General features: G+C 34.3%; 28 protein-coding genes and 1 riboswitch. Of the genes, 14 read left to right on the top strand and 14 right to left on the bottom strand.

All coding sequences use genetic code 11. The annotated features are described in order from the left end of the window. Positions 1–16 precede the first annotated feature (16 nt). Positions 17–1,069, bottom strand: coding sequence for an NADPH dehydrogenase NamA (gene namA, locus AC4FQ5_RS09005; protein WP_491142606.1), 1,053 nt, complete (start codon positions 1,067–1,069; stop codon positions 17–19). Between the two features lie 107 nt (positions 1,070–1,176). Here namA and cdd point away from each other — a divergent pair, with 107 nt between their 5' ends. From cdd to AC4FQ5_RS08990, 3 genes are all read left to right on the top strand, one after another. Continuing rightward, the gene (gene cdd, locus AC4FQ5_RS09000) at positions 1,177–1,659 is read left to right on the top strand and encodes a cytidine deaminase (protein ID WP_491142604.1); all 483 of its coding nucleotides are present in this window, start codon (positions 1,177–1,179) and stop codon (positions 1,657–1,659) included. Between the two features lie 312 nt (positions 1,660–1,971). Then, positions 1,972–2,148: riboswitch (cobalamin riboswitch) on the top strand. Positions 2,149–2,180: 32 nt separating this feature from the next. Continuing rightward, entirely contained in the window at positions 2,181–4,016 is a 1,836-nt protein-coding gene (locus AC4FQ5_RS08995) for a TonB-dependent receptor plug domain-containing protein (RefSeq protein ID WP_491142602.1), read from the top strand. Between the two features lie 10 nt (positions 4,017–4,026). Then, complete coding sequence (locus AC4FQ5_RS08990) at positions 4,027–5,088, top strand: YncE family protein (protein ID WP_491142600.1); 1,062 nt, start codon at positions 4,027–4,029, stop codon at positions 5,086–5,088. A 72-nt stretch (positions 5,089–5,160) separates the two neighbouring features. Here the strand turns inward: AC4FQ5_RS08990 and AC4FQ5_RS08985 are convergent, their stop codons facing one another. The 8 genes from AC4FQ5_RS08985 to gldB all read right to left on the bottom strand — a co-directional run bounded on the left by AC4FQ5_RS08985 (position 5,161) and on the right by gldB (position 11,547). Next, the gene (locus tag AC4FQ5_RS08985) at positions 5,161–6,579 is read right to left on the bottom strand and encodes a CCA tRNA nucleotidyltransferase (RefSeq protein ID WP_491142598.1); all 1,419 of its coding nucleotides are present in this window, start codon (positions 6,577–6,579) and stop codon (positions 5,161–5,163) included. 174 nt (positions 6,580–6,753) lie between these two features. Further along, positions 6,754–7,302, bottom strand: coding sequence for an L-threonylcarbamoyladenylate synthase (locus AC4FQ5_RS08980; protein WP_491142596.1), 549 nt, complete (start codon positions 7,300–7,302; stop codon positions 6,754–6,756). A 65-nt stretch (positions 7,303–7,367) separates the two neighbouring features. Continuing rightward, a complete protein-coding gene (tnpA, locus tag AC4FQ5_RS08975) occupies positions 7,368–7,796 on the bottom strand; it encodes an IS200/IS605 family transposase (protein ID WP_491142595.1) in 429 nt (142 codons plus the stop codon). A 116-nt stretch (positions 7,797–7,912) separates the two neighbouring features. Then, positions 7,913–8,416 (bottom strand): DinB family protein, encoded by a 504-nt coding sequence (locus AC4FQ5_RS08970; RefSeq protein ID WP_491142593.1) that lies wholly within the window; start codon positions 8,414–8,416, stop codon positions 7,913–7,915. 65 nt (positions 8,417–8,481) lie between these two features. Continuing rightward, a complete protein-coding gene (locus AC4FQ5_RS08965; protein ID WP_491142591.1) occupies positions 8,482–8,928 on the bottom strand; it encodes a GNAT family N-acetyltransferase in 447 nt (148 codons plus the stop codon). A 54-nt stretch (positions 8,929–8,982) separates the two neighbouring features. Then, positions 8,983–10,122, bottom strand: a complete 1,140-nt coding sequence (locus AC4FQ5_RS08960; protein ID WP_491142589.1) for a cystathionine gamma-synthase — start codon at positions 10,120–10,122, stop codon at positions 8,983–8,985. A gap of 88 nt (positions 10,123–10,210) precedes the next feature. After that, entirely contained in the window at positions 10,211–10,537 is a 327-nt protein-coding gene (gldC, locus tag AC4FQ5_RS08955; RefSeq protein ID WP_491142587.1) for a gliding motility protein GldC, read from the bottom strand. Between the two features lie 23 nt (positions 10,538–10,560). Next, on the bottom strand, positions 10,561–11,547 hold the full coding sequence (gene gldB / locus AC4FQ5_RS08950) for a gliding motility lipoprotein GldB (RefSeq protein ID WP_491142585.1): 987 nt from the start codon (positions 11,545–11,547) through the stop codon (positions 10,561–10,563). A gap of 119 nt (positions 11,548–11,666) precedes the next feature. Between gldB and AC4FQ5_RS08945 the strand changes: the two genes are divergently transcribed. The 4 genes from AC4FQ5_RS08945 (at position 11,667) to AC4FQ5_RS08930 (ending at position 13,891) form a co-directional block, all read left to right on the top strand. Beyond that, positions 11,667–12,194 (top strand): GNAT family N-acetyltransferase, encoded by a 528-nt coding sequence (locus AC4FQ5_RS08945; RefSeq protein WP_491142583.1) that lies wholly within the window; start codon positions 11,667–11,669, stop codon positions 12,192–12,194. A 13-nt stretch (positions 12,195–12,207) separates the two neighbouring features. Then, positions 12,208–12,999: an NAD(+) synthase gene (gene nadE, locus AC4FQ5_RS08940; protein WP_491142581.1), complete on the top strand. Its 792-nt coding sequence runs from the start codon at positions 12,208–12,210 to the stop codon at positions 12,997–12,999. A gap of 78 nt (positions 13,000–13,077) precedes the next feature. Next, positions 13,078–13,551 carry a ribonuclease domain-containing protein gene (locus tag AC4FQ5_RS08935; protein ID WP_491142579.1) on the top strand — a complete coding sequence of 158 codons (474 nt, stop codon included), beginning with the start codon at positions 13,078–13,080 and terminating at the stop codon, positions 13,549–13,551. Between the two features lie 34 nt (positions 13,552–13,585). Beyond that, entirely contained in the window at positions 13,586–13,891 is a 306-nt protein-coding gene (locus AC4FQ5_RS08930) for a barstar family protein (protein ID WP_491142577.1), read from the top strand. Positions 13,892–13,943: 52 nt separating this feature from the next. On the opposite strand, the gene pafA is transcribed toward AC4FQ5_RS08930, so the two are convergent. Further along, the gene (pafA, locus tag AC4FQ5_RS08925) at positions 13,944–15,590 is read right to left on the bottom strand and encodes an alkaline phosphatase PafA (RefSeq protein WP_491142575.1); all 1,647 of its coding nucleotides are present in this window, start codon (positions 15,588–15,590) and stop codon (positions 13,944–13,946) included. Between the two features lie 51 nt (positions 15,591–15,641). On the opposite strand from pafA, the gene AC4FQ5_RS08920 reads away from it, so the two are divergent. The 4 genes from AC4FQ5_RS08920 to AC4FQ5_RS08905 all read left to right on the top strand — a co-directional run bounded on the left by AC4FQ5_RS08920 (position 15,642) and on the right by AC4FQ5_RS08905 (position 20,806). Next, a complete protein-coding gene (locus AC4FQ5_RS08920) occupies positions 15,642–17,450 on the top strand; it encodes a S41 family peptidase (protein WP_491142573.1) in 1,809 nt (602 codons plus the stop codon). Positions 17,451–17,615: 165 nt separating this feature from the next. Further along, complete coding sequence (locus tag AC4FQ5_RS08915; RefSeq protein WP_491142571.1) at positions 17,616–18,593, top strand: SDR family oxidoreductase; 978 nt, start codon at positions 17,616–17,618, stop codon at positions 18,591–18,593. Between the two features lie 177 nt (positions 18,594–18,770). After that, positions 18,771–19,562: a helix-turn-helix transcriptional regulator gene (locus AC4FQ5_RS08910; RefSeq protein ID WP_491142569.1), complete on the top strand. Its 792-nt coding sequence runs from the start codon at positions 18,771–18,773 to the stop codon at positions 19,560–19,562. Positions 19,563–19,861: 299 nt separating this feature from the next. Beyond that, on the top strand, positions 19,862–20,806 hold the full coding sequence (locus AC4FQ5_RS08905; RefSeq protein ID WP_491142567.1) for an RDD family protein: 945 nt from the start codon (positions 19,862–19,864) through the stop codon (positions 20,804–20,806). A gap of 37 nt (positions 20,807–20,843) precedes the next feature. On the opposite strand, the gene AC4FQ5_RS08900 is transcribed toward AC4FQ5_RS08905, so the two are convergent. Then, positions 20,844–21,218: a Fur family transcriptional regulator gene (locus tag AC4FQ5_RS08900; RefSeq protein ID WP_491142565.1), complete on the bottom strand. Its 375-nt coding sequence runs from the start codon at positions 21,216–21,218 to the stop codon at positions 20,844–20,846. A gap of 109 nt (positions 21,219–21,327) precedes the next feature. Here AC4FQ5_RS08900 and AC4FQ5_RS08895 point away from each other — a divergent pair, with 109 nt between their 5' ends. The 3 genes from AC4FQ5_RS08895 to AC4FQ5_RS08885 all read left to right on the top strand — a co-directional run bounded on the left by AC4FQ5_RS08895 (position 21,328) and on the right by AC4FQ5_RS08885 (position 23,356). After that, a complete protein-coding gene (locus AC4FQ5_RS08895; protein ID WP_491142563.1) occupies positions 21,328–22,236 on the top strand; it encodes an NAD(P)/FAD-dependent oxidoreductase in 909 nt (302 codons plus the stop codon). 82 nt (positions 22,237–22,318) lie between these two features. Beyond that, a complete protein-coding gene (locus AC4FQ5_RS08890; protein ID WP_491142561.1) occupies positions 22,319–22,888 on the top strand; it encodes a Crp/Fnr family transcriptional regulator in 570 nt (189 codons plus the stop codon). Positions 22,889–22,966: 78 nt separating this feature from the next. Beyond that, positions 22,967–23,356 carry a RidA family protein gene (locus tag AC4FQ5_RS08885; protein WP_491142559.1) on the top strand — a complete coding sequence of 130 codons (390 nt, stop codon included), beginning with the start codon at positions 22,967–22,969 and terminating at the stop codon, positions 23,354–23,356. A 186-nt stretch (positions 23,357–23,542) separates the two neighbouring features. Here the strand turns inward: AC4FQ5_RS08885 and AC4FQ5_RS08880 are convergent, their stop codons facing one another. From AC4FQ5_RS08880 to AC4FQ5_RS08870, 3 genes are all read right to left on the bottom strand, one after another. Beyond that, entirely contained in the window at positions 23,543–24,370 is an 828-nt protein-coding gene (locus AC4FQ5_RS08880; RefSeq protein WP_491142558.1) for a GLPGLI family protein, read from the bottom strand. Positions 24,371–24,526: 156 nt separating this feature from the next. After that, positions 24,527–25,453: a malate dehydrogenase gene (locus tag AC4FQ5_RS08875; protein ID WP_491142556.1), complete on the bottom strand. Its 927-nt coding sequence runs from the start codon at positions 25,451–25,453 to the stop codon at positions 24,527–24,529. Between the two features lie 159 nt (positions 25,454–25,612). Next, a complete protein-coding gene (locus AC4FQ5_RS08870) occupies positions 25,613–26,164 on the bottom strand; it encodes a biliverdin-producing heme oxygenase (RefSeq protein ID WP_491142555.1) in 552 nt (183 codons plus the stop codon). Positions 26,165–26,174: the final 10 nt, after the last annotated feature.

The following is a 26,174-nucleotide window of genomic DNA, read 5'->3' as shown; positions in this document are numbered from 1 at the left end:
TTTGATGATGCTAAAATTAAGAAGAAATTTTGGCTCTAAGGTACTGATGCGGAAAAAAACTGTCTTCTTTCATTTCAAATGATCCCTGAACGGCAATGTACGGATTTCTTAAGATTTCTCTTGCTACAAAAATCAAATCGGCATCGCCTTTCTGAAGAATTTCTTCAGCTTGCTCAACTTTAGTAATCAAACCTACTGCTCCGGTTTTTACATCTGCTTCATTTCTCACCTGCGAAGAAAACGGAACCTGATAGCCATCAAAAACAGAAATTTTTGCCCCGTGAATATTACCGCCACTTGACACATCAACCAAATCTACAGAATGATTTTTCAATTCTTTAGCCAATTTTACACTGTCTTCGATATTCCAGCCGTTTTCGGCATATTCTGTTCCGGAAATCCTTACAAATAACGCAACATTTTCATTTAATTCTTCATTAACGGCATCCACAATTTCCAATAAAAATCGGAATCGGTTTTCAAAACTTCCTCCATAGTCATCGGTTCTAATGTTTGACAACGGCGATAGAAACTGATGAACCAAATATCCGTGCGCGCCGTGAATTTCAATGACATCAAAACCTGCATCCACCGCTCTTTTAGCTGCGTCTTTGAAATTTTGCACCAGATCTTTAATTTCTTCTACCGATAACACATGGGGAATTCTTTCACTTGGATGATAAGGAACCGGACTTGGAGCAATTGTTTCCCAACCTTCTTCCAAAGAAATTTGTTTGTTTTCCCAGGTCGAGCCTTTTCTTCCCGCATGAGCAATCTGAATTCCTATTTTAGAATCTGAATTTTTATGTACGAACTCTACAATTTTCTGAAGTTTCCCGGCTTGTTCGTCATTCCAGATTCCCATACAATGGTTGGTGATTCTTCCGCGGGGTTCTACTCCTGTCGCTTCTACCATTATTAAACCTGTTCCGCCCTGAGCGCGACTTCCGTAATGCACATAGTGGAAATCATTTGCCAAACCGTTTTCACAAGAATACATACACATTGGTGACATCACCCAACGGTTTTTTAGTTCTACATTTCTAAATTTTATCGGGGTATACAACATTGAATTTAAATTTTTAAAGTTTAAAATTACAAATTTAGTATCGTAACAAAGATATTGCCAGCTTCATTAAAAAACTTTACATTTATCGCCCTTTTTAAGGCGACAAAATGAAAAAAGAGATAAATATAGGATACGAGCATTTCAAAAGCAGCAGCGAACTGAATGATATTGAAAAAAAGCTTTTTGAAAGAGCAAAAGCGGCACGAGAAAATGCTTATGCACCTTATTCAGATTTTTTGGTAGGATGTGCAGTTTTGCTTGAGAATGGTGAAATTTATTCCGGGAACAATCAGGAAAATGCAGCTTTTCCTTCCGGACTTTGTGCGGAAAGAACTGCTCTGTTCTGGATTGGTGCTAATTTTCCGAATGAGAAGATCAAAAAAATATTCATCATCGGCGGACCAAGAAAATTTTCAGAAAAAACACCACCCATTCCGCCTTGTGGAGCTTGCCGACAAAGCTTAATGGAATACGAAACGAAACAGAATGAAAATATTGATGTTTATTTCTCTAATCTGAATGAGGAAGTTTTTAAGGTGAATTCAATTAAAGATCTGCTTCCTTTTTATTTTGATTCGACTTTTTTATAGAAATAAATAAGATTTAATTGTTATTTGACAATTTTTGGCATTCCAATGCTATACCTGTCGTTTTCAACACCACATTTGTCATTCCGAAGGAATCCAAATTTAGTTTTGAAAATACGTTGTTGAGATTCCTGCGGAATGAAGCTACTCTTATTATTCAAAAGGTTTTATTTCATCGAAATCTAATCTGTTTTCAATATTGCTATTGAGACTGCTTCCGAAGACAAACGTTGTATTGATAACCACATCTTTTCCAGTTATATTATTACTTTTTTCAGAGTTTTTAGCTTGTTTTGGTTACTAGATTTAAAAACCTATATTTGCAAAAATTTTGGTTTCCAAGGTATTGGAATTAATAGGGAATTGGGTGAAAATCCCAAGCTGTCCCCGCAACTGTAAATCGTATCAACATTTTCTACAAAAAGCCACTGCCAACGCGGGAAGGTGTAGAAAAGCGAAAGTCAGGAGACCTGCCAGATTTTAACATTTTAAATTGATTGCTTTCGGAGGAAAAGCAAAATGATATGAGTATAAAAAGATCTTTAGTCTTCGTTTTCGCCGTATGCAATCTATCCCTGTACTTTGGTCAGGAGAAAATTATTGACACGGTTTATATTTTTGATAATCAAATGAATAAGGTTAAACTTTTTCATTTGATCACTACTTTGACTCCCGCTGACATTCAAAAAAACTCATCCAATCTTTCTGAAGTTTTACGTTTTCAATCACCAGTTTATATTAAAGAAAATGGTCGCGGTGCAGTTTCTTCTCCGTCATTCAGAGGAACTACAGCGCAACAAACAGCTTTTGTGTGGAACGGAATCAATATCAATTCTCAGTTTTTAGGACAGGGAGACATTAATAACATTGCTCTTTTTGGGTATGATCAGATGGAAGTGAAAACCGGTGGCGGAAGTGTAATTTACGGAAGCGGCGCAATTGGCGGAAGTATTCATTTAAATAATGAATTGATTTTTAATCAAGGTTTTAAAGGATCATTTAATTCTGAAATTGCATCATTCGGAACGTATAATAATTTTCTGAAAGCCTCTTACAGCAATGAAAAATTTAGTTTTAAAGCTTCGGGAAGTCATTCGATAAGTCAAAATGATTACGAAGTTCCGGAATCAAGAAACTACATCAACAGAAACGGAAAGTACTACAATACGAATTTTAATTTTGCGGCAGCTTATAAAATTGCTCCTTTTCATCAGATTTCGTGGATCTCAGAGACCTTTGACGGCAATCAGCATTATCCTGTATTTTTTGAAAGCCAGACTCCGACGAGATATGAAACTCAGAATTTCAGAAGTTTGCTTTCATGGGACTGGAAAAAATCTAAGTTTAACAATATCCTGAGAGCAGCGTATACTGAAGAAAACTTTCAATATTTTGCTAATTTAAACCAACCGAGTACAAGTGGTGGTTTGGGGAAAAATTATATTATAAAAAACGATTTCAATTATTTCATCAACCAAAAATGGAATGTGAATATCATTGGCGAATTTCAGCAAAATCAAGGTCTGGGAGTTGGAACTTCAGGAATTGAAGATGTCAGCAGAAATATAGCTTCAGTGGCCGGTTTGTTACGGTATATAACTTCTTCTACGGTCAGTTTCGAAGCAGGAATTAAGAAAGATTTTGTTGAAGGATTTGATTCACCGGTTTTGTATTCATTTTCAGGAAAATGGAAAGCGACAAAATGGTATCAACTCAATGTAAATTTCTCAAAAAATTTCAGATTCCCCTCATTTAATGATTTGTATTGGCAACCGGGAGGAAACCTCGATTTGAAACCCGAAACTTCAATTCAGACAGATATGGATCACGAATTTAAAGTCGGTGATTTTAAACTGACCTTGAGTCCATATTACATCAGGATAAAAGATATGTTGCGATGGATCAGTACTCCGATGGGATATTGGGCACCATTTAATACCAATCAAGTTGAATCTTATGGTCTGGAATCTCAATTAACATATCAAAAACAAATCAACCAACATCATATAAAGCTGAACGCAGGATATATTTTTACAAAATCGAAAGATTTAGAAATCGATAAACAACTGATGTATGTTCCGCTTCACAAAATTTTTGGAAATGTAGATTATAACTACCGTTTTATTAGAATTTATGCACAGGGAATGTTCAACGGACTGACTTACACCGATAGTAACGAAAAAAAATCTGACGCCTTGCAATCTTATTTTGTTATGAATGCAGGGATTTCAGGAACAATTTTAAAAAAATACACTTTAGGATTTAAGGTTAATAATGTTTTTGATGAAATCTATGAAACAATGGCTTATTATCCTCTGCCAAAAAGAAATTACAGTATCAATTTCAATATAAATTTTTAAACTATACAATATGAACTTCAAGAAAATCTTACCTTTTTTATTCGCATCTGCTCTACTTTTCAATGTAGCGTGTAGTGATGACGACTTTGTGGAAGCTCCTAAAAGCGAGGCTTACGAAAACGGAATTTTAATTGCTAATGAAGGCGGATTTTCAACTCCTACTTCAGAAGTTTCTTTCGTGAGCAATGATTTGTCAATATTTGAAAATAAAATCTACGGAAAAAATAACAACAATGACATTTTAGGAAATGTTTTGCAATCTATCGGATTCAATGGCGAAAATGCTTATTTAGTATCTAACGTTCCTAATAAAATCGATATTGTAAACCGTTATAACTTCAAAAAACAAACTACAGTTACGGCTAATCTTGACAATCCGAGATATATCGCATTTTCAGGATCGCAATATTTTGTAACGAATAATAATTTCTTTAATGTAATGAAATTAAATGTTTACAATACTTCTAACAACTCTTTTGTAACCAGCATCAACTTCCCAAGAAGCGCTGAAAAAGTAGTTGAAGCAAACGGTAGAATTGTAGTACAAACAGACGGGGTGACTTATCAGACAGTAGCTCCTTACGGTGAACTTCCTACAGGTTATTCTTTAACAATTGTGAATCCTTCAACGAATGCTGTTGCAACTACATTGACACTTCCAAGCAATGGAATTATCAGAGATTTGATCTCTTACAACGGTGACGCATATGTACTTGCTTCAAGTAATACAGCTTCTTACATTTACAAAGTAAATACTACAGCCGGAACGTTTACGACAACTACACTTACTCTTGGTCAGGCTCAGAAATTGAGAATCGAGGCAAATAGATTCTACTTTAACGACAGCAACAATAAAATCTATGCAATGGATATTACTTCGACAACAACTCCTACAACTCCTATCGTTACAACAACAGGAAATCTATATGGATTTAATGTAATCGACGGAAAGATTTATACTTCTGATGCTAGTTTCACAGGAGACAGCAAAGTAAATATTTACAATACTAGCGGTACTTTATTGAAAACTCTAACAACAGGAATTGCAACAAACGGTTTTTATAAAAACTAATATTGTTTCAATTTAGATAAAAAAATCCGGCGGTTTCTACGAAACCGCCGGATTTTTATTTTCAACAAAAACTTATAAAGTCAGTCCCAATTTCTCAGCTTCAGCAATTACAAAACTTCTTGCTTCTTCTTTTTCATTGGCAATCTCGCCTTCCAGAATTGCTTCTTTTACCTTTTCCTTTAAAATTCCTATTTCTCTTCCTGGTTTCAGATTAAACATTTCCATAATCTCTTCTCCTGAAATCGGTGGCTGAAAATTTCTCACCTGATCCTTTTCCTCAACTTCTTTTATTTTTATGGCAACATATTCAAAATTTTTCTTGAATTTTTCCTGCTTTCTTGAATTTTTTGTGGTAATATCTGCTTTACAGAGAGTAAAAAGATCCTCCATATCTTCTCCGGCATCAAATAATAGCCTTCTTAAAGCCGAATCGGAAGCATCATCTGTGATCAAAGCGATCGGACGAGAAGAAAGCTTTACCATTTTCTGAACGTATTTCATATCAGAATTCAAAGGTAATTTCAATTTCTGGAAAAGATTTTTCGTCATTTTAGAACCTAAAAACTCATGTCCGTGAAAAGTCCAGCCTGTTCCTTCAACAAACTTTTTGGTAGGAGCTTTTCCGATGTCGTGAAGCAGTGCAGACCAGCGAAGCCACAGATTGTCCGTATTTTCTGAAATATTGTCAACTACTTCCAGAGTATGGTAAAAATTATCTTTATGGGTTTGTCCTTCAACTTCTTCCACACCTTTCAACTCGATCAATTCAGGAATAATCAGTTTCATTAAACCCGTTTCTTCCATTAATTGAAGTCCGACAGAAGGTTTTTTTGAAAGCATGATTTTATTAAATTCAACCATAATTCTTTCCATCGAAACAATTTTGATTCTTTCTGCTTCCTGTCTGATTGCGTTTAATGAATTTTCTTCTATTTTAAAATTTAAAGTCGAAGCAAATCGTACTGCTCTCATCATTCTCAACGGATCGTCAGAATAAGTTTGGGCAGGCTCAAGAGGTGTTCTTAAAATACCTTTTTCCAAGTCACCAATTCCGTTGAAAGGATCGATCAATTCTCCAAAATTATCTTTATTTAAAGAAATTGCCATCGCATTAATGGTAAAATCTCTTCTTTTCTGGTCGTCTTCGATTGTTCCGCCTTGCACTTCAGGTTTTCTGCTGTCTTCAGTGTAGCTTTCTTTTCTCGCACCTACAAATTCCAGCTCGAGATCTTTATATCTGATCATCGCTGTTCCATAGGTTTTAAAAACAGAAACTTTCATTTTAGGGTCGATTTCCTTACCCACATTTTGGGCAAGTTCGATTCCGCTTTGTTCGGTCACAAAATCAATATCTGTAGAGGCTTCTCTTTTCATCAGAAGATCGCGTACAAATCCGCCAACGATGTATACCGATTGATTATTTGCTGCTGCGACTTCAGAAATTATTTTGAAAAGTTTAAGATTTTTATTTTGATTAAGATTAATGAACATTTTCTTAAAAGATATTAGATATTAGATGTTAGATATTAGATTTACAATTACTTTTGATAATTGTGAAGCTTTATCTAACGTAAAACCACTAAGACATCAGATTTTCAGGTTTAAAGCTAAATTTCCGACTTCTTAATGGTTGAATTATTTTGCAAAGATAATAATTCCAAACTTTTATTCCCGCAGAACTTTTATTCTGTTATCACTCCAGATTTTTATGACCGATGAACCAGAATATTTTGAAACCAACTCTCTGTTTTCTTCCACCGCATAATCCACCAAATCAATAATTTCAGGCGAAATATCAGAGAATTTTAACGGGCTTTTATCTCCGCTAAAATTGGCTGAAGTCGAAACCAAAGGTTTGTTGAGTTTAGTAATCAGTTTTTTACAGAAATCGTTCTTTACTAGACGAATTCCGATGCTTCCGTCTTCTGCAAGTATTTCTTTAGGCAAACCTCTTGGATTTTGATAGACCAAAGTAACCGGTTTTTCGCTCAGATCCATGATTTCCCAAGCCATTTCCGGAACGTCGACCAAATCCTGTAATCGCTTTTCATTTTCCACCAAAATGATCATTGATTTATTTTTTTCGCGCTTTTTGATGTCAAAAATTTTGTTGATGGCATCTATATTTGTTGCATCACAGCCGATTCCCCAGATCGTATCTGTTGGATAAAGGATGGTGCCGCCGGATTTTAGTATTTGTATGATGTTTTCCATGATTCAATAGGGGCGGGCTTTAGCCCGGTTTCAAAATTAAGCATTCATTTGGCTTTAGCCAAAACTTACATTTTAAAATCATATTTTTCAATAAACTCTTGATATTCTTCAGCAAATGTTTTCTTTTGATGATGTTTCTCCTGATTTTTAATATAAGCTCTTATAATATCTCTCATCGATTCTGACACTGAAACAGCAAAATATTCGTCTTGCCAAGAAAATTTTTCATGTGTTAATTGATTTTTATTGATCCAATATGAAGATTCTCCTTTTATCAATTGTACTATTTTTTCAATGTTTTGATTCGAGCTTAGAGAAATTAAACAGTGACAATGGTCTGTATAACCATTAATCATATCTATAAAAATTCCTTTTTTCGAAGCATTTTCTTTAATGTGCTTCCAAACTCTTACTCGCAATTCAGGTGTATTTAAAAATGGAATTCGACTGTTGGTAGAAAATACAAGATGAATATAAATTTTAATGAAAGACATTTGTGTTGTTTTGCCAAAAATAATAATTTTTAAGTTTTGGCTAAAGCCAATTGACTCATTTAAATGAAAAAACGGGCTAAAGCCCGTTTCTATTGATAATTTTTATGAAACATTGGTTAAAACACCAACAAATATCTTTCTTCAACAACATTCAAATGATGAATATTATGACCAACGATCAATTTACAAATCGTTTCCACAGAAATTTCATTTCCGTTGGCAATTCCTTTATTATTTAAAACTGAAGAGTTAAAAGTTTCCAGCAAAATCTGAGAAGATTTCCTTACTGATTGATACTCTTCCAACAAAGATTCTAAACTTCTCTCGTTTGCAAAAGAATTTGCAGCATAACCTTCTTCATTAAAACCTGGTAATTCAGATTTTTCACCTCTTGCAAATGCCAAAATTCTGTACTGAAAAACTCTTTCAGTATCTGATAAATGAAGCAAAACCTCTTTCAAAGTCCATTTTCCTTCCGCATAAGCAAACTTTGATTGCTCTTCTGTTAAATACGAAAATAGAGAAACTGTTTTGTCACCAACAAATTTCAATTCTGCCAACCAATTATCGGAAGGAATTAAATCTAAATATCTCTGAATATATTTTTGGAAATCTGTCATATTGATATGAGTAATAAGTAATTGGTAATGATTAATTTTAAAAATTCACGATTGACGATTCAATATTATCTATTTGTCCATTCGTAGAAATTCACTTCATCGTACAATTCAAATCCACAACTTGGATACAATTGGTTTCCGATGTCGTTTGATTTTCCGGTTTCCAGTAAAATTCCACACGCATCTGAACTTTTGCAAACTTCTTTAGCTTCTTCAATCAGTTCTTTTGAAAAACCTTTTCCTCTGTAATTTTTATTCACAAAAAGATCATTCAACAACCAATATTTTTTCATTCTTGTAGAAGAAAACAATGGATATAGTTGAACAAAACCAACTAAAACCCCCTCATTTTCAGCAACATAAATTTCAGAATCCCGTTTTTCAATTCTTTCTTTAAGAAAATTTTCAGCCGAAGGAATATCAGAATCTTTATGATAAAAAACTCTGTATTGATCGAATAATTCAGACAATTGGTCCAGATCATTAATCGAAGCTTTTCTGGTATTTTTCATAGTAGAATTATAAAATAAACATCCGCTAAAAACGGATGCTTATGATTCATTATTTTAAGAAAATGCTCTTTCCAGATCTGCGATCAGATCTTCCGCATCTTCAATTCCAACACTTAGACGAACTAAATCATCAGTAATTCCCAATTCAGCACGTTTTTCAGCAGGAATTGAAGCATGAGTCATCAAAGCCGGATGATTTGCCAGAGATTCTACTCCACCCAAAGATTCTGCTAAAGTGAACACTCTTACTTTCTCTAAAAACTTAACAGCATCTTCTTTTTTACCAGATTTGAAAGTGAAAGAAACCATTCCTCCGAAATCTTTCATCTGAGATTTTGCCAGTTCATATTGCGGATGAGATTCTAATCCCGGATAAATAACCTGAGCAACTGCAGGATGAGACTCAAGATATTTTGCGACAGCCATTCCGTTTTCTGAATGTCGCTGAACACGTAATGCTAAAGTTTTGATACCTCTCAACACCAAATAAGAATCGTGCGGACCTAAAATCCCGCCACTCGCAAACTGAATGAAATGAAGTTTTTCTCCCAATTCAACATCTTTAGCGATCAAAGCTCCTGCAATAACATCAGAATGACCTCCTAAATATTTTGTAGCTGAGTGCATCACAATATCTGCTCCCAAATCAATTGGTCTTTGAAGGTAAGGTGTTGCAAATGTATTATCAACCGCAACTAGGATATCTTTGTGTTTTGCAATTTCTACAACCGCTTTGATATCAACCAGTTTCATCAAAGGATTGGTTGGTGTTTCAATCCAGATCAGTTTTGTTTTGTCTGTAATAACGTCTTCGATTTTTGAAGCATCATCAAAATTCACGAAAGTAAATTTCAACTGATATTTTTCGAAAAGTCTTGTAAACATTCTGTATGTTCCACCATATAAATCGTCAACTGCAACTACCTCATCACCAGGATTTAATAATTTTAAAACGCAGTCGATTGCCGCCAAACCCGAACCGAAAGCAAGACCTCTCGCTCCGTTTTCGATACTTGCCAAAGAATCTTCCAGAGCCTGTCTCGTAGGATTCGCCGCTCTCGAATATTCATATCCTGAATGTACTCCCGGACTTTTTTGGGCAAATGTTGATGTTAAAAAAACAGGTACATTCACAGAACCCGTTGCAGATTCGTGATGCTGTCCTCCGTGTATAACTTTTGTATTGAAATTCATTGTTTTATATTTTAAGTTGGAAACTGGATGACGGAAGACAGATGTTTCTATAAACTTCCGACATCTAGCTTCCATCATCCGACAATTTTTACATTTTTATCGCAGATTTCACTGCAAATTCTTCTGCGATCTGCTCGATCCATGCCGCTACATCTTCTTCTCCTGTTGCTCTTTGGTAAGTATTCCCCATAGAAACCAGAATTTGATGCATAAACATTTTCATTTGATCAACCGGCATATCTTTCGTCCAAAGATCGATTCTCAAAGCTTCTGATGTTTTCTCATCCCAAACGGAAATCATTACTGCTTTGGTTTCTTCTTTTTCTACGCCGCCATCTGCAGCATTCCAGGTCATCAATTCCGGGATGTGGTTTTCATCCAGTTCTACATCTATCGTTATCTGAGTCTTTCTCATTTTTTCTATTTTTCTAAACTTTATTATTCTTCTAATTTCGGTTTATAACCTGCTTCATTAAAAATTTGGGTAGCATCCATTTTCAGGAAGTCAACCAATTTTGTATCCGGTTTCTTTTTAAAATACTCTCTGCAAATCTGCCATCCGGTAAAAATCCCGACCATTGGAGATGAGTTGTTATCAATTTCTGTGTAAAATTTCGAGAACGGACCGGGAGTAATAAAACGTTCTGTCAATCTGTGATCGTCCCCGAAAATCAGATTATTCTCAACAAAGTAGTTGTAAATATTGGCTTCGTTGGCAGATGACCAATCGTATTGTGCTTTTGTGTAATCCATTTTAAGGTAATCAGGAGTTTCAGGTAAAAAGGCATCCTGCAAAATCATAATTTTACCGTTATAAACCATTAAATCAATGAATTTCTGGCTGTCTCCTTTGTAGGGAACGATATTTTCAGCAAACATTCTTGATACTTTCGGAACGATATTACTTGGATTCATTGATTTTTGAAAATACAATTCCAAACCTTTGTAATTTGCATTTTTATCTCCCATGAACCCGGAAATATCTATGAACAGAAAATTGGTTTTTTCGTCGTAAAGTAACGGATCCTGAATCATCTGCAAAGCCGATGAAAAAAGGAAAACTTTTGGACTTTTAAACTTTGGAAAATAAAATTTAATGTGAGAAAACAGATCCTGAAGTTCGTTCTGCAATTTCTTCTGATCAATTTTTCCAATGGCTTCCTTATAGATTTTTATCTCTTGCGCATCCGCTCTTCTTTTCCCAAAATCTTCATCAGGAACAGTTCCCTGAAACCATGGAAACTTTGCTGTGAATTGTTCCAAAGGAACATTCTGATCGTAAAATTCTTTTGATATATCGGTCATCTCTACCTTTTCGGCAGGATTTTTTATTTCAACTTTCCATTCAGTTTCCTGTTCTTTTTTACAAGAATTCAAACTTAAAACTAAAAGGCATGAAAGTGCTGCAATTCTAAAAATCTTCATTATTTTTACATGAAATTTGAGTTTACAAAAATAAGGATATAAATACAAACTCATGCTGAAAAAGGAATATTTTGTAGTTGTAAACCTGTTTCAGAAAATAAAAGCTCAAAAAATTACCTATGGAACTGGAAACAGAAAGACTTATTCTCAGAAAGTTAGAAAACAGAGATGCAGAACGCATGTTTCTCCTCGATTCCAACCCTGATGTGATGAAATATATCGGCATTTCTCCTCTTTCAAAACTTGAGGAATCAGAAAAAGTCATTCAAATGATTCAACAGCAATATCAAGATACCGGAGTAGGAAGATTAGCGGTTATCGAAAAAGAAACAGGACTTTTAATCGGCTGGAGCGGACTCAAATTGCACACTGCAGAAATCAACGGTTACCAAAATTTTTATGAGTTAGGCTACAGATTTCTCCCTGAAAGCTGGGGAAAAGGTTATGCTTTTGAATCTGCAAAAGCTTCGTTAAATTTTGGATTCAATGATCTCAATGCGGAAATTATTTACGCGTATGCTCATGCTGAAAATGGAGCTTCCAATAAGGTTTTAAACAAATTAGGTTTCGAAAAAACAGGTGAATTTAGCGAACCGGACGGAATCTGTTTCTGGTATGAATTAAAAAAAGAAAATTTTAAATTATAAAAAGAAATAAACAATGCAGACAAAAAAAGTAATCGATCATATCGTCAACTGGCTGAAAGATTATGCTGTAAAAGCAAATGTAAAAGGATATGTAATCGGAGTTTCCGGAGGTGTAGATTCTGGAGTGGTTTCAACACTTTGCGCAATGACGGGACTTGAAGTTCTGCTTCTCGAAATGCCGATCCGCCAAAAAGAAGATCAGGTAAACCGTGCACAGGATCACATTGAAGATTTAAAGAAAAAATTCCCGAACGTTCAGGGAAAAACCATCAATCTCACACCTGTTTTTGAAAGTTTTGAAGATGTTGTACACGATCATGTAGAAGGAAGATGGAGCAATAATCTTGCATTGGCAAATACAAGATCACGTTTCAGAATGTTGAATCTTTATTATTTCGGACAGCTTCACGGGCTTTTAGTTTGCGGAACAGGAAATAAAGTGGAAGATTTCGGCATTGGTTTTTATACAAAATATGGCGATGGCGGTGTAGACGTTTCGCCAATTGCCGATCTTTATAAAACTGAAGTTTACCAATTGGCAAAAGATTTAGACCTTATCGAAAGTATTCAGAATGCCATCCCTACAGACGGACTTTGGGATGCAGAAAGAACTGATGAAGATCAGATTGGTGCAACCTATCCTGAACTGGAGAAAATTCAAAAAGAATATGGTACAAAATCAGCCGAAGAATATGAAGGACGTGATAAGGAAGTATTTTTGATTTTTGACAGAATGCACAAAGCGGCTCAACATAAAATGGTTCCTATTCCGGTTTGTGATATTCCTGAAGAGTGGAGGGAATAACGGGAATTTTGCTTTGCAAATGATTAATTAATGGTGAATTTTATAATTGCCATAATTAAATTTCTTATAATATTTTTTATGAATAGTAAAATTCGTTCGTTATTTTTCGCCTGTCTCGGGCTTCTTTTCGGGATGTCAGTCATGTACATCTACAATAATTTTATTGTGGAGAAAAAAGAACAGCCCAAGAGTGAAAAAGTCAGTCAAAAGATTGGAAACAATCATTCTATTAATGAATTGACAGCTGAAAAAACAGTTATTGATTATGTAAAGCAAAATCATAAGCTTCCGGATTTTTATTTAACTAAAAATGAAGCCAAAAAACAAGGCTGGAATCCTTCTCAGGGAAATCTTTGTGAAGTTTTGCCCGGAAAAGCAATTGGCGGAGATCATTTTAGCAATCGTGAAAAAAAACTTCCAATCGGAGCGCAATATTTTGAAGCAGATGTAAATTACACTTGTGGAAACAGAAACAGTCACCGTATTGTTTATACTAAAAATGGTAAGGTTTATTTAACTAAAGATCATTATAAAAGCTTTGAGAAGAAGTAAGCTGTGCTTCTACCAAAAAATAAATTATAAAACTATGAATACAACATACATTGACTTCACAGACCTCGGAGATTATGAAGATTTCTATGCTCAATTGAAAGAAAAAATAAAACTTCCGGATCATTTCGGAGATAATCTCGATGCACTTTCCGATGTTATTTCGGGCGAACTTGAAATGCCGCTTCATCTTGAATTCGTAAATATGAGTGTTGATCAGCTTGAGATTTTCGAAGATCTTCTGACCACTCTGGAAGATGCCGAAGATGAAGTGGAAGATTTCACTTTTACTTATTTTCTGGAGCAGTTTGAAGATGAGGAAGAAGAAGAAATTGATAAATAAAAAACAAACCCCACAAAATTACTTTGCGGGGTTTTATCTTTAATAAATAATTTTATTTTCCTAAAACTTCAGTAATCGGATTCCCTATATTTCCGCTTGGAAACTGAATGTGCAATAACGCAGAAATTGTTGGTGCAATATCAGTCATATTATATGGCATATTGCTCTCACCGTGTTTAATTCCCCATCCCATAAAAATCAAAGGAATATGAGCGTCATAAGAATTCCAGACACTGTGTGTCGTTCCGGTTTTTGCATAAGCAGGAAGCATAGAATCGTGTGAAATCAACTGAATATCACCACTTCTCTGTCTGTTGATTCCGTTGATGATTCTTTGCTTGATCGGCTCAGGAATTGTTGCTTCCTGTACTTCAGTAGTTGAGACAGCAAATAAAACAGTCGGATCTTTTTCTAATTCCTGAATCGCAAATTCTTTGATACTTTCCAGCTCAAGTTTATTATCTTTCATCAATTTTCTGTCGAAATAAATCTGATAATTATCGACTCCATTGATTAATTTATCAACGCCGAATTTATCTTTTAATTTTTGATTTAAATCTTTTTCCATTCCATCACCAAAGAATCCTGTAGCAATTTTATGTTCTTGTAAAAAACCTACAGAATGCGCTCCACCGTGATCGGCAGAAAGAAAAACGGCATATTGTTCTTTTCCGACTTTTGAATCCAGATAGCTGAAAAACTGTGCAAGATCCTGATCTAATCTCAAATAAACATCTTCAACTTCGATAGAATTAGGACCAAATTTATGACCTGCATAATCTGTTGATGCCAAATTGATCGCCAAAATATCTGTAATCTGATCCTGACCCAGATTTTCACCTTCTACAGAAGCTTCAGCCAGTTTTAATGTTAAAGTATTTCCGAAAGGAGTATAACGGATATTATCTTTTTTAGCCTGATAATCTGCCTGCAAATTACTGTAAGGAAAAGTAGGCGTTTTTGCACTTCCTAAAAGTCCTTCCCACGAAGAATTGTCGGGGGAACTTTCTGTGTATTGATTGATCGGAAGCAAAGTATTCCATCCATTGGCAACTAATCGATCCGGAAGATTCTGAGCGTTGAAAGATTTCAGCCATTGCGGTAAATCATTCATGTAATAAGAACTCGTAATAAAATTCCCGGAAGAGTCATCAAACCAGAATGCTCCGTTTGGTGTGTGACCGGCGGGAAGAATTGAAGCTCTGTCTTTTAGCGAAACTCCGATTACTTTTCCCTGAAAATTGGTTGCCAGCCTCAATTCATCAGTCACCGTTGTAGACCAGAGATTTCTGGGAGAATGGCTTCCTACTCTTGCATTGGCAGTTCCTACTGGCTGTACGCTTTCGTCTGTGGTACAGTATACATTTTTACCTGTTTCTTTGTCTGTCCAGTCATTCCCTGCGATTCCGTGAATTGCAGGAACCGAACCTGTATATATTGAAGTATGTCCCAAAGCAGTAACCGTCGGAACATAATTAATATGAACATTATCTAACGAATATCCCTTATTGAGGAGCCTTTTGAAACCATCGTCACCAAATTTGCCGTAAAAGCGATAAAGATAATCCCAACGCATTTGGTCTACAACCAAACCAACGACCAATTTTGGTCTTTCAACTTGTGATTTCTTATTTTTTTGAGCACTGACCGTAATTGCCGACAAAAAACAAACTGCAGCAACCGTAATTTTTTTAAGCATCGAATAACTTTTTTGTGGTCACAAATTTAAGGGTTTTGAATGTCTTGGAATGTGAAATTTTATTTAAATTTGGGGCATTCGCTTTGGCTTGGATTAGCTGAAAATATTTTAAACAACCATCGAAAACCAATTACATCTAAGCTTGATATGAAAAAAGCAATCATTTTACTCGTCTTACTTTTATTTCAGCAAAACCTTTTCGCACAGAAAGATCAATACTATGATTTCATGAAAACATGGAATTTCATTAAATATTATCATCCCGATGTTGCGGGTGGAAAAATTGATGCCGACAGTTTATTTTTAGTTAAAATTAAAAGCATTAACTCAAAAGATGATTTTAATTCTATAATCGGGAAGTTAACACAAAATTTAAATAAGAATTTTACCATTCCCGCTGCTGCAGAAACTTCAAAAGATATTTTAATAAAAAATCAGAATTTTGACTGGTTTCAGAAAAACAGAAAAGTAAATTCCGAGAATAAAAATTTACTTGATAACATTTATAAAAACCGATACAATTTTGAACTTTTAAAAGAAGGAAAATTGGTAAGTGATGAAAAAAAATATTCTTTTCCCAAAAAAGAAAATCTTCCGCCGGAATATCGTTTGCTGGCTTTGGCTAAAATTCAGGGAATTGTTGATTATCTTTTTCCTCACAAATATATTATGGATAAAGGTTTTGAAGATTTTTTCAAGAAAAGTTTAGATGAAAATTCAAAAATAAATTCAAGAAAAGATTTTGAAATTATATTGGCAAAATTGGTTTCAAAATTTAAGGACAGTCACGCATTTAGTTTTTATAAACAATTGAATTATAGAAAAGAAATTTTCCACGGCAGTTATCTTGCGCCGTTTGATTTTCAGATCGTTGATGATCATATTTTGGTGACAAAACTTATTTTTCCGGAAATCTGTTCGAAAGCTCAAATTAATATCGGTGACAAAATCATTTCTGTTAATGGTAAAAGTATTCCACAAATCATAAAAGAAAAGGGAGAATTACTATCGACTTCTAATATCGAGAAATTGATATTTGTTCTGTCAAAATATGAAAACAATCTGATCTGGACTGAAGATTTCCAACAACAGAATTTAGAAGTAAAATCTGCGAAAAACAATAAGAAATTTTCCACAAAAATTGAGATGATTGATCCATCTGATAAAGAAAAATACAATTTGATAGTTGATTATTTGCAAGATAAAATCAAGAAAAGAGAAAGCCGAAAAATTGCTCATAATGAGGTTGCTTATTTTAAAGTTAATGAGACTTTAAAATTTATCAATAATGTAAATGATGACAAAACAGACATGGTGATGGACAGTATCTTAAGCAATGCAGCACACAAGAAAGCTATTGTATTTGATATGAGAGAATATCCTGACTGGGGTGGATTTTTTTATCACTATATCTACAAATACTTTTCTCCTTCCGAAAATTATTTTGGAAAATATTACAGACAAAATTTAAAAAATATCGGAACTTTCGCTTATAAAGACTACGATTATTTCCCTGCAATTTCCGGTAAAACAACACACAATTACAACGGAAAAGTTTTTATTCTCGTCAATCCCGACACACGAAGCGCAAGTGAGTGGTACTCAATGAGTCTCCAGAAAATATTTCCGCAGTCGATAACAATTGGTCAGCAAACTTCCGGTGGAGATGGCGATCTGGTGAAAGTCAATCTTCCGGGGGATTATCTTTTAGAATTTACCGGAAATGGGATTTTTTATCCCGATAATTCCCAAACCCAGCAAGTAGGAATCAGAATCAATGAATTCATCAGATATAAAGATAAGGACATCTTAGAAAATCGCGATCTTGAATTTGAAAGGGTTTTGAATTCCCTTAAATAACCTACACTAAAAAAATAGCAATTATTAAATTTCAGTAAATATTTTGCAGAAGAAGCCTCTTTAAAATCACCAAACACTGAACCTCACAACAAACAAAAATTGAACCTCACAACAAAATCTTTACCCAAAATAAACCTCAACTTTGTACTGTAAAATTAAAACAAAATGGAAAACATACAGACAAAGAAAACAGTTTTGGTAACGGGAGGAACAGGATTTTTGGGAATTCATACTGTTTTGCAATTATTGCAACAAGAGTATCAAGTGAGAACAACGCTTCGTTCATTAGCAAAAAAAGACACCATTCTAAAAGCGCTGGAAGAAGGCGGAATTACAGATTTTTCAACTCTTTCATGTATTGAAGCCGACCTTACAAGTGACAACAATTGGGACGAAGCTGTAAAAGGCTGTGATTTTGTCCTTCATGTGGCATCACCCTTTCCTGCACAGGATCCGAAAGATGAAAACGAACTCATCATTCCTGCAAGAGACGGAGCTTTGCGCGTTTTGAAAGCATCGCGTGATGCGGGAATAAAAAGAGTGGTCTTGACCTCATCTTTTGCAGCCGTAGGTTACAGTAAGAATATTGCAGACCATATTTTCACGGAGGAAGACTGGACGGATGCCAAAGCAGAGCTTCCGGCTTACATCAAATCAAAAACTGTCGCTGAAAAATCTGCATGGGAATTTATTGAAAAAGAAGGAAACGGATTGGAACTTTCTGTTATCAATCCTGTCGGTATTTTCGGTCCTGTCATTGGCGGAATCACTTCTGCTTCATTGGATATTGCAGTTTCAGGCATTCTGAATGGGTCAATGAATCAGACTCCCCCTTTCACAATGGGTGTTGTCGATGTAAGAGATGTTGCTGACATTCATATCAAAGCGATGCTGCATCCGAATGCTTCAGGAGAACGTTTTATTGCGACTTCAGACGGTGTGATGAGCTTTGATGATGTTGCCCAACTTTTCAAAAAAGAAAGACCTCAATACGCTTCAAGCATTCAGAATTTAGAACCAATTGGCAGAGAATTCTACAAAGAAATGACCAACAAAAAAGCAAAAACCATCCTCAACTGGACTCCTAGAAGCTATGAAGAAGCTTTATTAGCAAGTGCAGACAGTTTGATGGAAAAATCATAAATAGCTTTTCGTCAATTCGAGTAAAATTATTAAAAAATAATTTTGTATTGAGAGACTAAAACACAAGACTTCTCGATACGGCGTTTTCAGAACCTTTTTCAAAATGACGAGATGCAAGATAGGTAATTGTAAAACAAATCTTTATATTTACTTTGAGACGAAAGAATTAATTAAAAAATGAAATTCAACAACATACAATCCTGTCATCTGGGACCTGAAATTTCACCGGAACAATTTATTCCGGAACATTTCTTTTTGTTTTTACTGAAAGGTTCGATGGTTTCGTACGATGGTTACAAGCATTATACGATGAAACCCGGTGATTACTGTATTGCAAGGAAAAATCATCTTGTTCGATATACAAAACATAAGGAAGACGGGGATTTTGAAAAAGTAATTATTGCCTTTGATGAGCCGTTTTTAAAGAATTTTCTTAAACGCCATCCTTATCAAGCAGAACCAGCGGACAATGATGATTCTTTTTTGTTCATTAATGAAGATAAATTAATCAAAAACTATATACAGTCTTTACAACCTTATTACAACGGAACCGAGCAGTTGGACGATGCTTTTGTTGATATTAAACGTGAAGAATTATTGATGATTTTACTAAAGAACAATCCTGATTTGAAAGACATTTTCTTCAATTTCAATGTTCCGCATAAAATTGATCTGGAATTATTTATGAATCATAATTTCAAATTTAATATCAGTCTGGAACGTTTTGCCTTTATGACGGGGCGAAGTTTATCAACTTTTAAAAGAGAATTTAAAGCAATTTTCAACAACACTCCCGGAAAATGGCTCATGAATAAACGTCTTCAGGAAGCCTATTTTCTTTTGGATAAAGAGCATAAAAAACCCACTGATATTTATGTTGATCTTGGCTTTGAAGATCTTTCGCATTTTTCTTTTGTGTTTAAGAAAGAGTTTGGAGTCACTCCGTCGGAAGTGAATGTAAAAAGATAAACTCAATTTAAATAATCACTTTTGAAATTAAGGAATGAAACTTTAATTATTGAGTAACTTAAAGAAAGAATATATAAGATTAAGATTGAAATTTATTATTTTTAACAAATCTTATATGAATGTCTGTAATTAATTAGTAATAATTTAGTTTTTAGCGGCCTGTTTGTCATTCCGCAGGAATCTCAATGCATTGAAAATCAATCAGATTAGATTCTACGTAATGACAAAATTACTGCTGACTTTAGCATTACAATCAAAAACGGACATTCATAAAAATCTTAATTTGATAAAGCAAATACATGGAAAATAATTTATTGTTGTCAAAATTTTGGACAAGAATCTGGGCGTTACTTATAGATTCTATTATTCTTGGAATTTTCGGATTTATATTAGGTTCAATTTTTTATAATTTCTTTACTTCTCTTGGTGAAAATGCAAAATTAATCGGGTGGATCATCTCATTATTTTACTTCTCAATTTTAAATTCTAAGCTATATAAAGGACAATCATTTGGTAAGAAAATTCTGAATATTCAGGTTGTCGATATTAATGGTAACTTCATCGATCTAAAAAAATCATTTGTTAGAGCTTTAATTCTCACAACGCCCTTCTTTTTAAATGGATTAAAAATCAAAGGATTATCAACATTTTCTCCAATAAGTATAATTCAGGGATTGATTATTTTTACTATTGGTCTTGGTATTATAATTTTTTACATATTTAACAAAGCCACAAGACAGTCTCTTCATGATATAGCTGTAAAAACTTATGTCGTTCAAGACTATAAAGACGACAAAATTACGGTAATGCCAAAGATACGAAAACTGCCATTTTACATCATGGCAGGAATATTTGTTGTCACTTTAGGAATATCAGTTTATACATATAATAGTGATTCGGATCTTTCTAAATTGATTCCTGTATATGAAGAAATAGATAAACAGGATCATATTTCCCGTACAAGTGTATCAATAAATTATATACCGAACGAAAATGACGGAAATAAGCGAAATATTTACACGGTAAATATCTCAACTAACAAGACACCATTGAATCAAAGCATTAATAATACAGAACTTCAACAAGCTGCAAAAACTTTTATCAACAGCAATGCCTACGAATCTGATAATGATATTTTGAATATGGTAGTCATTTCAGGTTTTGATATTGGAATTGCTTCAAAATATCAATCTTTCAGTTATAACAAACCCATCTCCGAATGGAAAAAAGATTTAAAAAAATAATTTTCCTCTAAAATTGAGTATTCAGATGAAATTTTGACTAAGCACAATCCTTACAAACACCCTTCAAAATACAGTTCACGCTTTCCACCTGATAACCTTGCGGTAAAGAAAACTGCACCGGGACAGGAAGACATTCTATTGTCTGACAAGCTGTACATCGAAAATGAAAATGATGATCAGCAAGTTTTTTTTCATCGCATCTGATGCAGACTGCAAAATACTGTTTGCCGTCTTCTGCCACAATCCTGTGAAGAATTCCGTCTTCACAGAAACGGTTGAGCACGCGATAAATCGTTGCGCGATCCATATTCAATTCAATTTTTTTTTCAATGGCATCCTGGCTCATTGCTTTTCCTGTATTGGTAAGCAACGTTAAAACTGCTTCTTTGGCAGGGGTACTTCTTCTTTTCATTTTATTAATGCGACAATATTGCAATAATAGAATAATTGTTTAACTTTGGCAAGTAATTCAACAAAAAGTTGCTACCACATTCAATTCTAAACAGCAAAATTCTAAAATTATGAATGAAAATAAACTATTTGACGTCATTATCATCGGCGGAAGCTATGCAGGACTTTCTGCCGCTATGTCATTAGGAAGATCTTTAAGAAAAACTTTAGTTATAGACAGCGGAAAACCGTGTAACGAACAAACACCGCATTCTCATAATTTTCTGACTCAGGACGGCAGCTCACCTTCGAAAATTTCAACTTTAGCTAAAAATCAGGTCAGAGAATATAAAACAGTTGAATTTTATGACGGGAAAGCAGTTTCAGCCAAAAAGACAGATTCAGGATTTGAAGTTATCATTGAAACCGGAGAAAAATTTAACTCAAAAAAGCTGATCATTGCAACAGGTATTGCAGATGAAATTCCTGACATTAAAGGTTTTAAAGAATCCTGGGGAATTTCGTTGATTCACTGTCCGTACTGTCACGGTTATGAATACAGGGGTAAGAAAACAGGAATTATCGCAAACAGTGATAAAGCTGTACATATTTCTTCTCTCGTTAAAAACCTTACCAATGACGTTACTATTCTCACAAGAGGAAAAGCCAATTTTACTAATGATCAATTAGAAAAACTGACACGAAACAACATTGAAATTATAGAAACCGAAATCACAGAATTGAAGCATGAAAACGGAATGGTAAAAAGTCTTTTATTTCAGGATGGAAAAGAAATTAATTTTGATGCGGTTTACGGAGCGTTTCCTTTTCATCAGCATTCCGATATTCCGGGAAATCTAGGTTGTGAATTGACCGACTCTGGTCACATCAAAACCGATCAGTTTCAGAAAACAAATATTGCGGGACTTTTTGTTTGTGGTGACAACTCTTCGATGATGCGGTCTGTTTCAAATGCCGTGATGAGCGGGAATGTAGCCGGAGTAATGGCGAATATGGAATTGGTGACAGATTGTTTTTAGCTGAAACTGCGTCATATTTATTTAAAAGATTTAACTTTATAATATTCATCACCCGGTGCGATCCTTATTTAATTTAAATTTAATGAATATCCTCAGAACCCACATCGAAAAAATCATCCCGCTCACAGACGAAGAATTTGCGTTAATAGAATCTTGTTTTCACTATAAAAAATTTTCAAAAAGAGAATTCATAATTTGTGAAAACGATGTTGTGGAAGATGTCTACTTTATTATTTCCGGACTAATGAAACTCTTCATTAATGATAGGGAAGCTAAAGAACACATTATCTCATTTTCGATGGAAGACTGGTGGGAAACCGACTACATGGCATTTTATACTCAAGCAAAAGCTACCCAGTTTTTACAATGTATGGAAGAAACCGAAGTTCTGAGCCTATCTTTTAAAGACTATGAAAAACTCTGTAATGAGATTCCTAAGATGGAGCATTTCTTTCTGAAAAAAGCCATCGGAGGACATATTGCCAACCAAAAAAGAATATTGTCTCTGCTTACATTAACTGCAAAAGAACGCTATGAACAGCTTCTTAAAACATATCCTACCCTTTTGCAAAGAATTCCTAAAACAATATTGGCTTCATATCTTGGTGTTTCCCGCGAAACGCTGAGCCGGTTTTTCAATGATTCTAGATAAAGTTGTGATATACATCACACAACAAATTTGTACAACTGTGAGAACTTTGCTCCATTGTTTAACTAAAATATATTCAACATGGAAAAAAGAATCATCAACCCGTGGCAATGGCAGGACACAAGAAATTACGTACAGGCAGTAGAAGTAAAAAACGTTCAGAGTACATTGTATGTTTCCGGACAAACCGCTATCGACGATGACGGAGTTACAAGTGATGCCGATATGAGAACACAGATCATTAAGACCTTTGAAAATCTGGAAAAAGTCATTCTACAGGCAGATTTTGAACTGAAAAATATTGTTCGTCTCAATGTTTATACCACTGACCATCCTGCATTTTTCGAGAATTTTGACATCTGGCAAAACTGGATGACAAAACATGGCATCCAACAGGCAAGCACAGTAATAGAAGTCAAAACATTGTTTGAAACCCTGAAAGTGGAAATGGAAGTAACTGCCGTTAAGTAATTTTCTCACAAACAATTTCTAATACTCTGTCAGTTCGAGTAACGCAGCATATCGAGAACTTTATAAAGTTTAGTATTATTTTGTATAAATTTCTCTCGAACTAAGTTTTGGCTAAAGCCAACTTTAATATCATTAATTGTGGTCGGGCTTTAGCCCGACCACAATTAATGATATTTCAATATATATTTATTTTGAATATATAATTGCTTCATCTAATTCTATAGGATTGTTATATTTTTTTATCAGCTTTTTCTGAATTTCTGTTGATGACTGTAAGTTTTCTTTTGTTAATTTTGTACCGTTATCCAAAAGAATTTCTTCTGTTTGTGACCAGTCTACTCTACCATTTTTCAAATAGGCAAAAGGATCTTCATAATAGGCAAGTTTATATTTTAAATACTTTTCGTTATCAAGATACAGATTCTTTTTAAACATTCTTTTTAGAAGATTTATTTCGTTCGTTGTAGAATATTTTTTAGATTTTATCAATTTAAAGCCAAAATTATTTTTATCATCAGATAACTCTACTATTAATCCCGGCAAACCTTGAAATTTATGTGGTCCCTCTTGAAAAGGAATTTCATTTGCAAACCATGCGATCCAATTTCGTCCACCAAACTTTGTAGTCGCTTTCTGGAGTGTATAATTCTGGAATACTTTTTTATCTGGCAGTAATATCCAAAGTTGCTCCGTTTCAGAACTTCTTTTAACAATATCCCAACCAATGAATTCATATTCATCATAAATCTTACTACTCAAGGTATGAACAAAGAAGTTATTTAGTTTCGGAGGAGGGAAACCAGTGGGAAGATTGAGATTTTTTATAGAATCTGAAATAAAAAAATCTCTGTTATAATACAAAATCATATCAGGGTTGATATCTAAATGAAAATAATCTTTAGTCATAATATTTTCTGTAGAATCTTTTTTGATATTTACTTCATAAATAAATCTATGCGTCTGTGCATTGGTCTGTAAAAATATAAACAGTAATAAAAAAAGGATTGTTTTCATGACTAATTTTTTGATAAAATTACAAATATTTTAGAACTATGCAATACAAGTTACTATTTTAACATTTACATTAATTTAAGTTGCTAATGAAAAGTATTCATATAAAACGGGAACACGCTAAATAGCGTGTTCCCGTTTTATATGAATTTAATTAAATTAAAACTTCAAATCACCATTTACTTCTCTTACTGCTTGTGCAGCTTCAGCAAATTTCGCTTTCTCTTCTTCAGTTAAAGAAATATTGACGATGCTTTCAACACCATTTTTACCGATGATCGCAGGAACACCTAGGCAGATATCGCTTTCGCCATATTCTCCGTCAAGCATCAATGAACAAGGGATCATTTTCTTTTGATCACAAGCAATTGCCTGAACCATTACAGAAACAGCTGCACCCGGAGCATACCAAGCTGAAGTGCCCAACAATTTAGTCAATGTAGCTCCACCAACTTTCGTTTCTTCAATTACATATTTTTGTTTTGCATCATCAAGGAATTCAGTTACAGGAACTCCGTTTCTTGTTGCTTTGCTCAATAATGGTAGCATACCTGTATCACTGTGAGCAGCGATTACCATCCCGTCAACATCAGAGATCGGAGCTGCCAAAGCTTCAGCCAATCTGTATTTGAATCTTGCAGAATCTAAAGCACCACCCATTCCGATGATCTTGTGCTTAGGAAGACCTGAAGTTTTGTGTACAAGATAAGCCATCGTATCCATTGGGTTAGAAACCACGATAATGATTACTTCAGGAGAATTTTTTACTAAATTTTCAGTAACTTCTTTTACGATTCCTGCATTGATACCGATCAATTCCTCTCTTGTCATTCCCGGTTTTCTTGGAATTCCGGAAGTGATTACTGCTACATGAGAACCTGCTGTTTTGCTGTAATCTCCTGTTGTTCCGGTAATTTTTGTATCAAATCCGTTCAGAGATGCAGTCTGCATCAGATCCATTGCTTTTCCTTCAGCAAAACCTTCTTTGATATCTACTAAAACTACTTCCGAACAGAAGTCTTTCATTGCGATGTATTCTGCACAACTTGCTCCTACAGCGCCTGCACCTACTACAGTTACTTTCATAATATATTTATTTATTGTTTTTAATGGTATTATGGAACTTTATAGTTTCATAATGTTGCTTTTTATTTATTTTGTCAGTTTAAATTTTTGCTTCCCAAATGTACAAATTCCCGAAAAATTGAGCAATCTTTCGGGAATTTTAATTATTATTTAAGGAAATTAATTAACGTTCAGTAAAAACGTATATAATTTTTTGGCTCCTGATAATACCTTATTGTAGTTTTCTTCAGTCACTTCAGTATCCAGAACTTCTTTGAAATTTTTCCACATCGGTCCTGTATTTTCCTGATAGCACCCGAAAAAATTGAATGTGACGTCATCAAAACCTTCCGTTTTTGAAAGCTGTTTTGCGATAACATTCCCGCCCAGAGTAGAACCTTCAATCACGTACATGGCTCCTAAAGCTTCATGTTCATTCGCAAATTCTAGATCGTGAGTTGCTGTTTGATTTTGTAATGCTAAACTTGCAAGATCTTTTTCAATCAAAGGAAGTTTTACTCTTTTATCTAAATGAAGTTTTTCAGAGAATCTATCAGAAAGGCTGCTGAATATTTTGTCTTCACTATGAAGCAACATCAGATAATTGGTATTGATGATTTTTTTATAATCTTCTAAAGTGAAAGTTTTGCTGAAAATTTTATCAGAGCTAAATAGTTTTTCGGCTGCATCGTGGAACTCAGCTGTATTTTTTTTTAGATATTCGGATACCATTATTGTATTC

The organism is Chryseobacterium sp. DT-167, from assembly GCF_058310155.1.
This window is presented reverse-complemented; position numbering and strand designations above follow the sequence as displayed.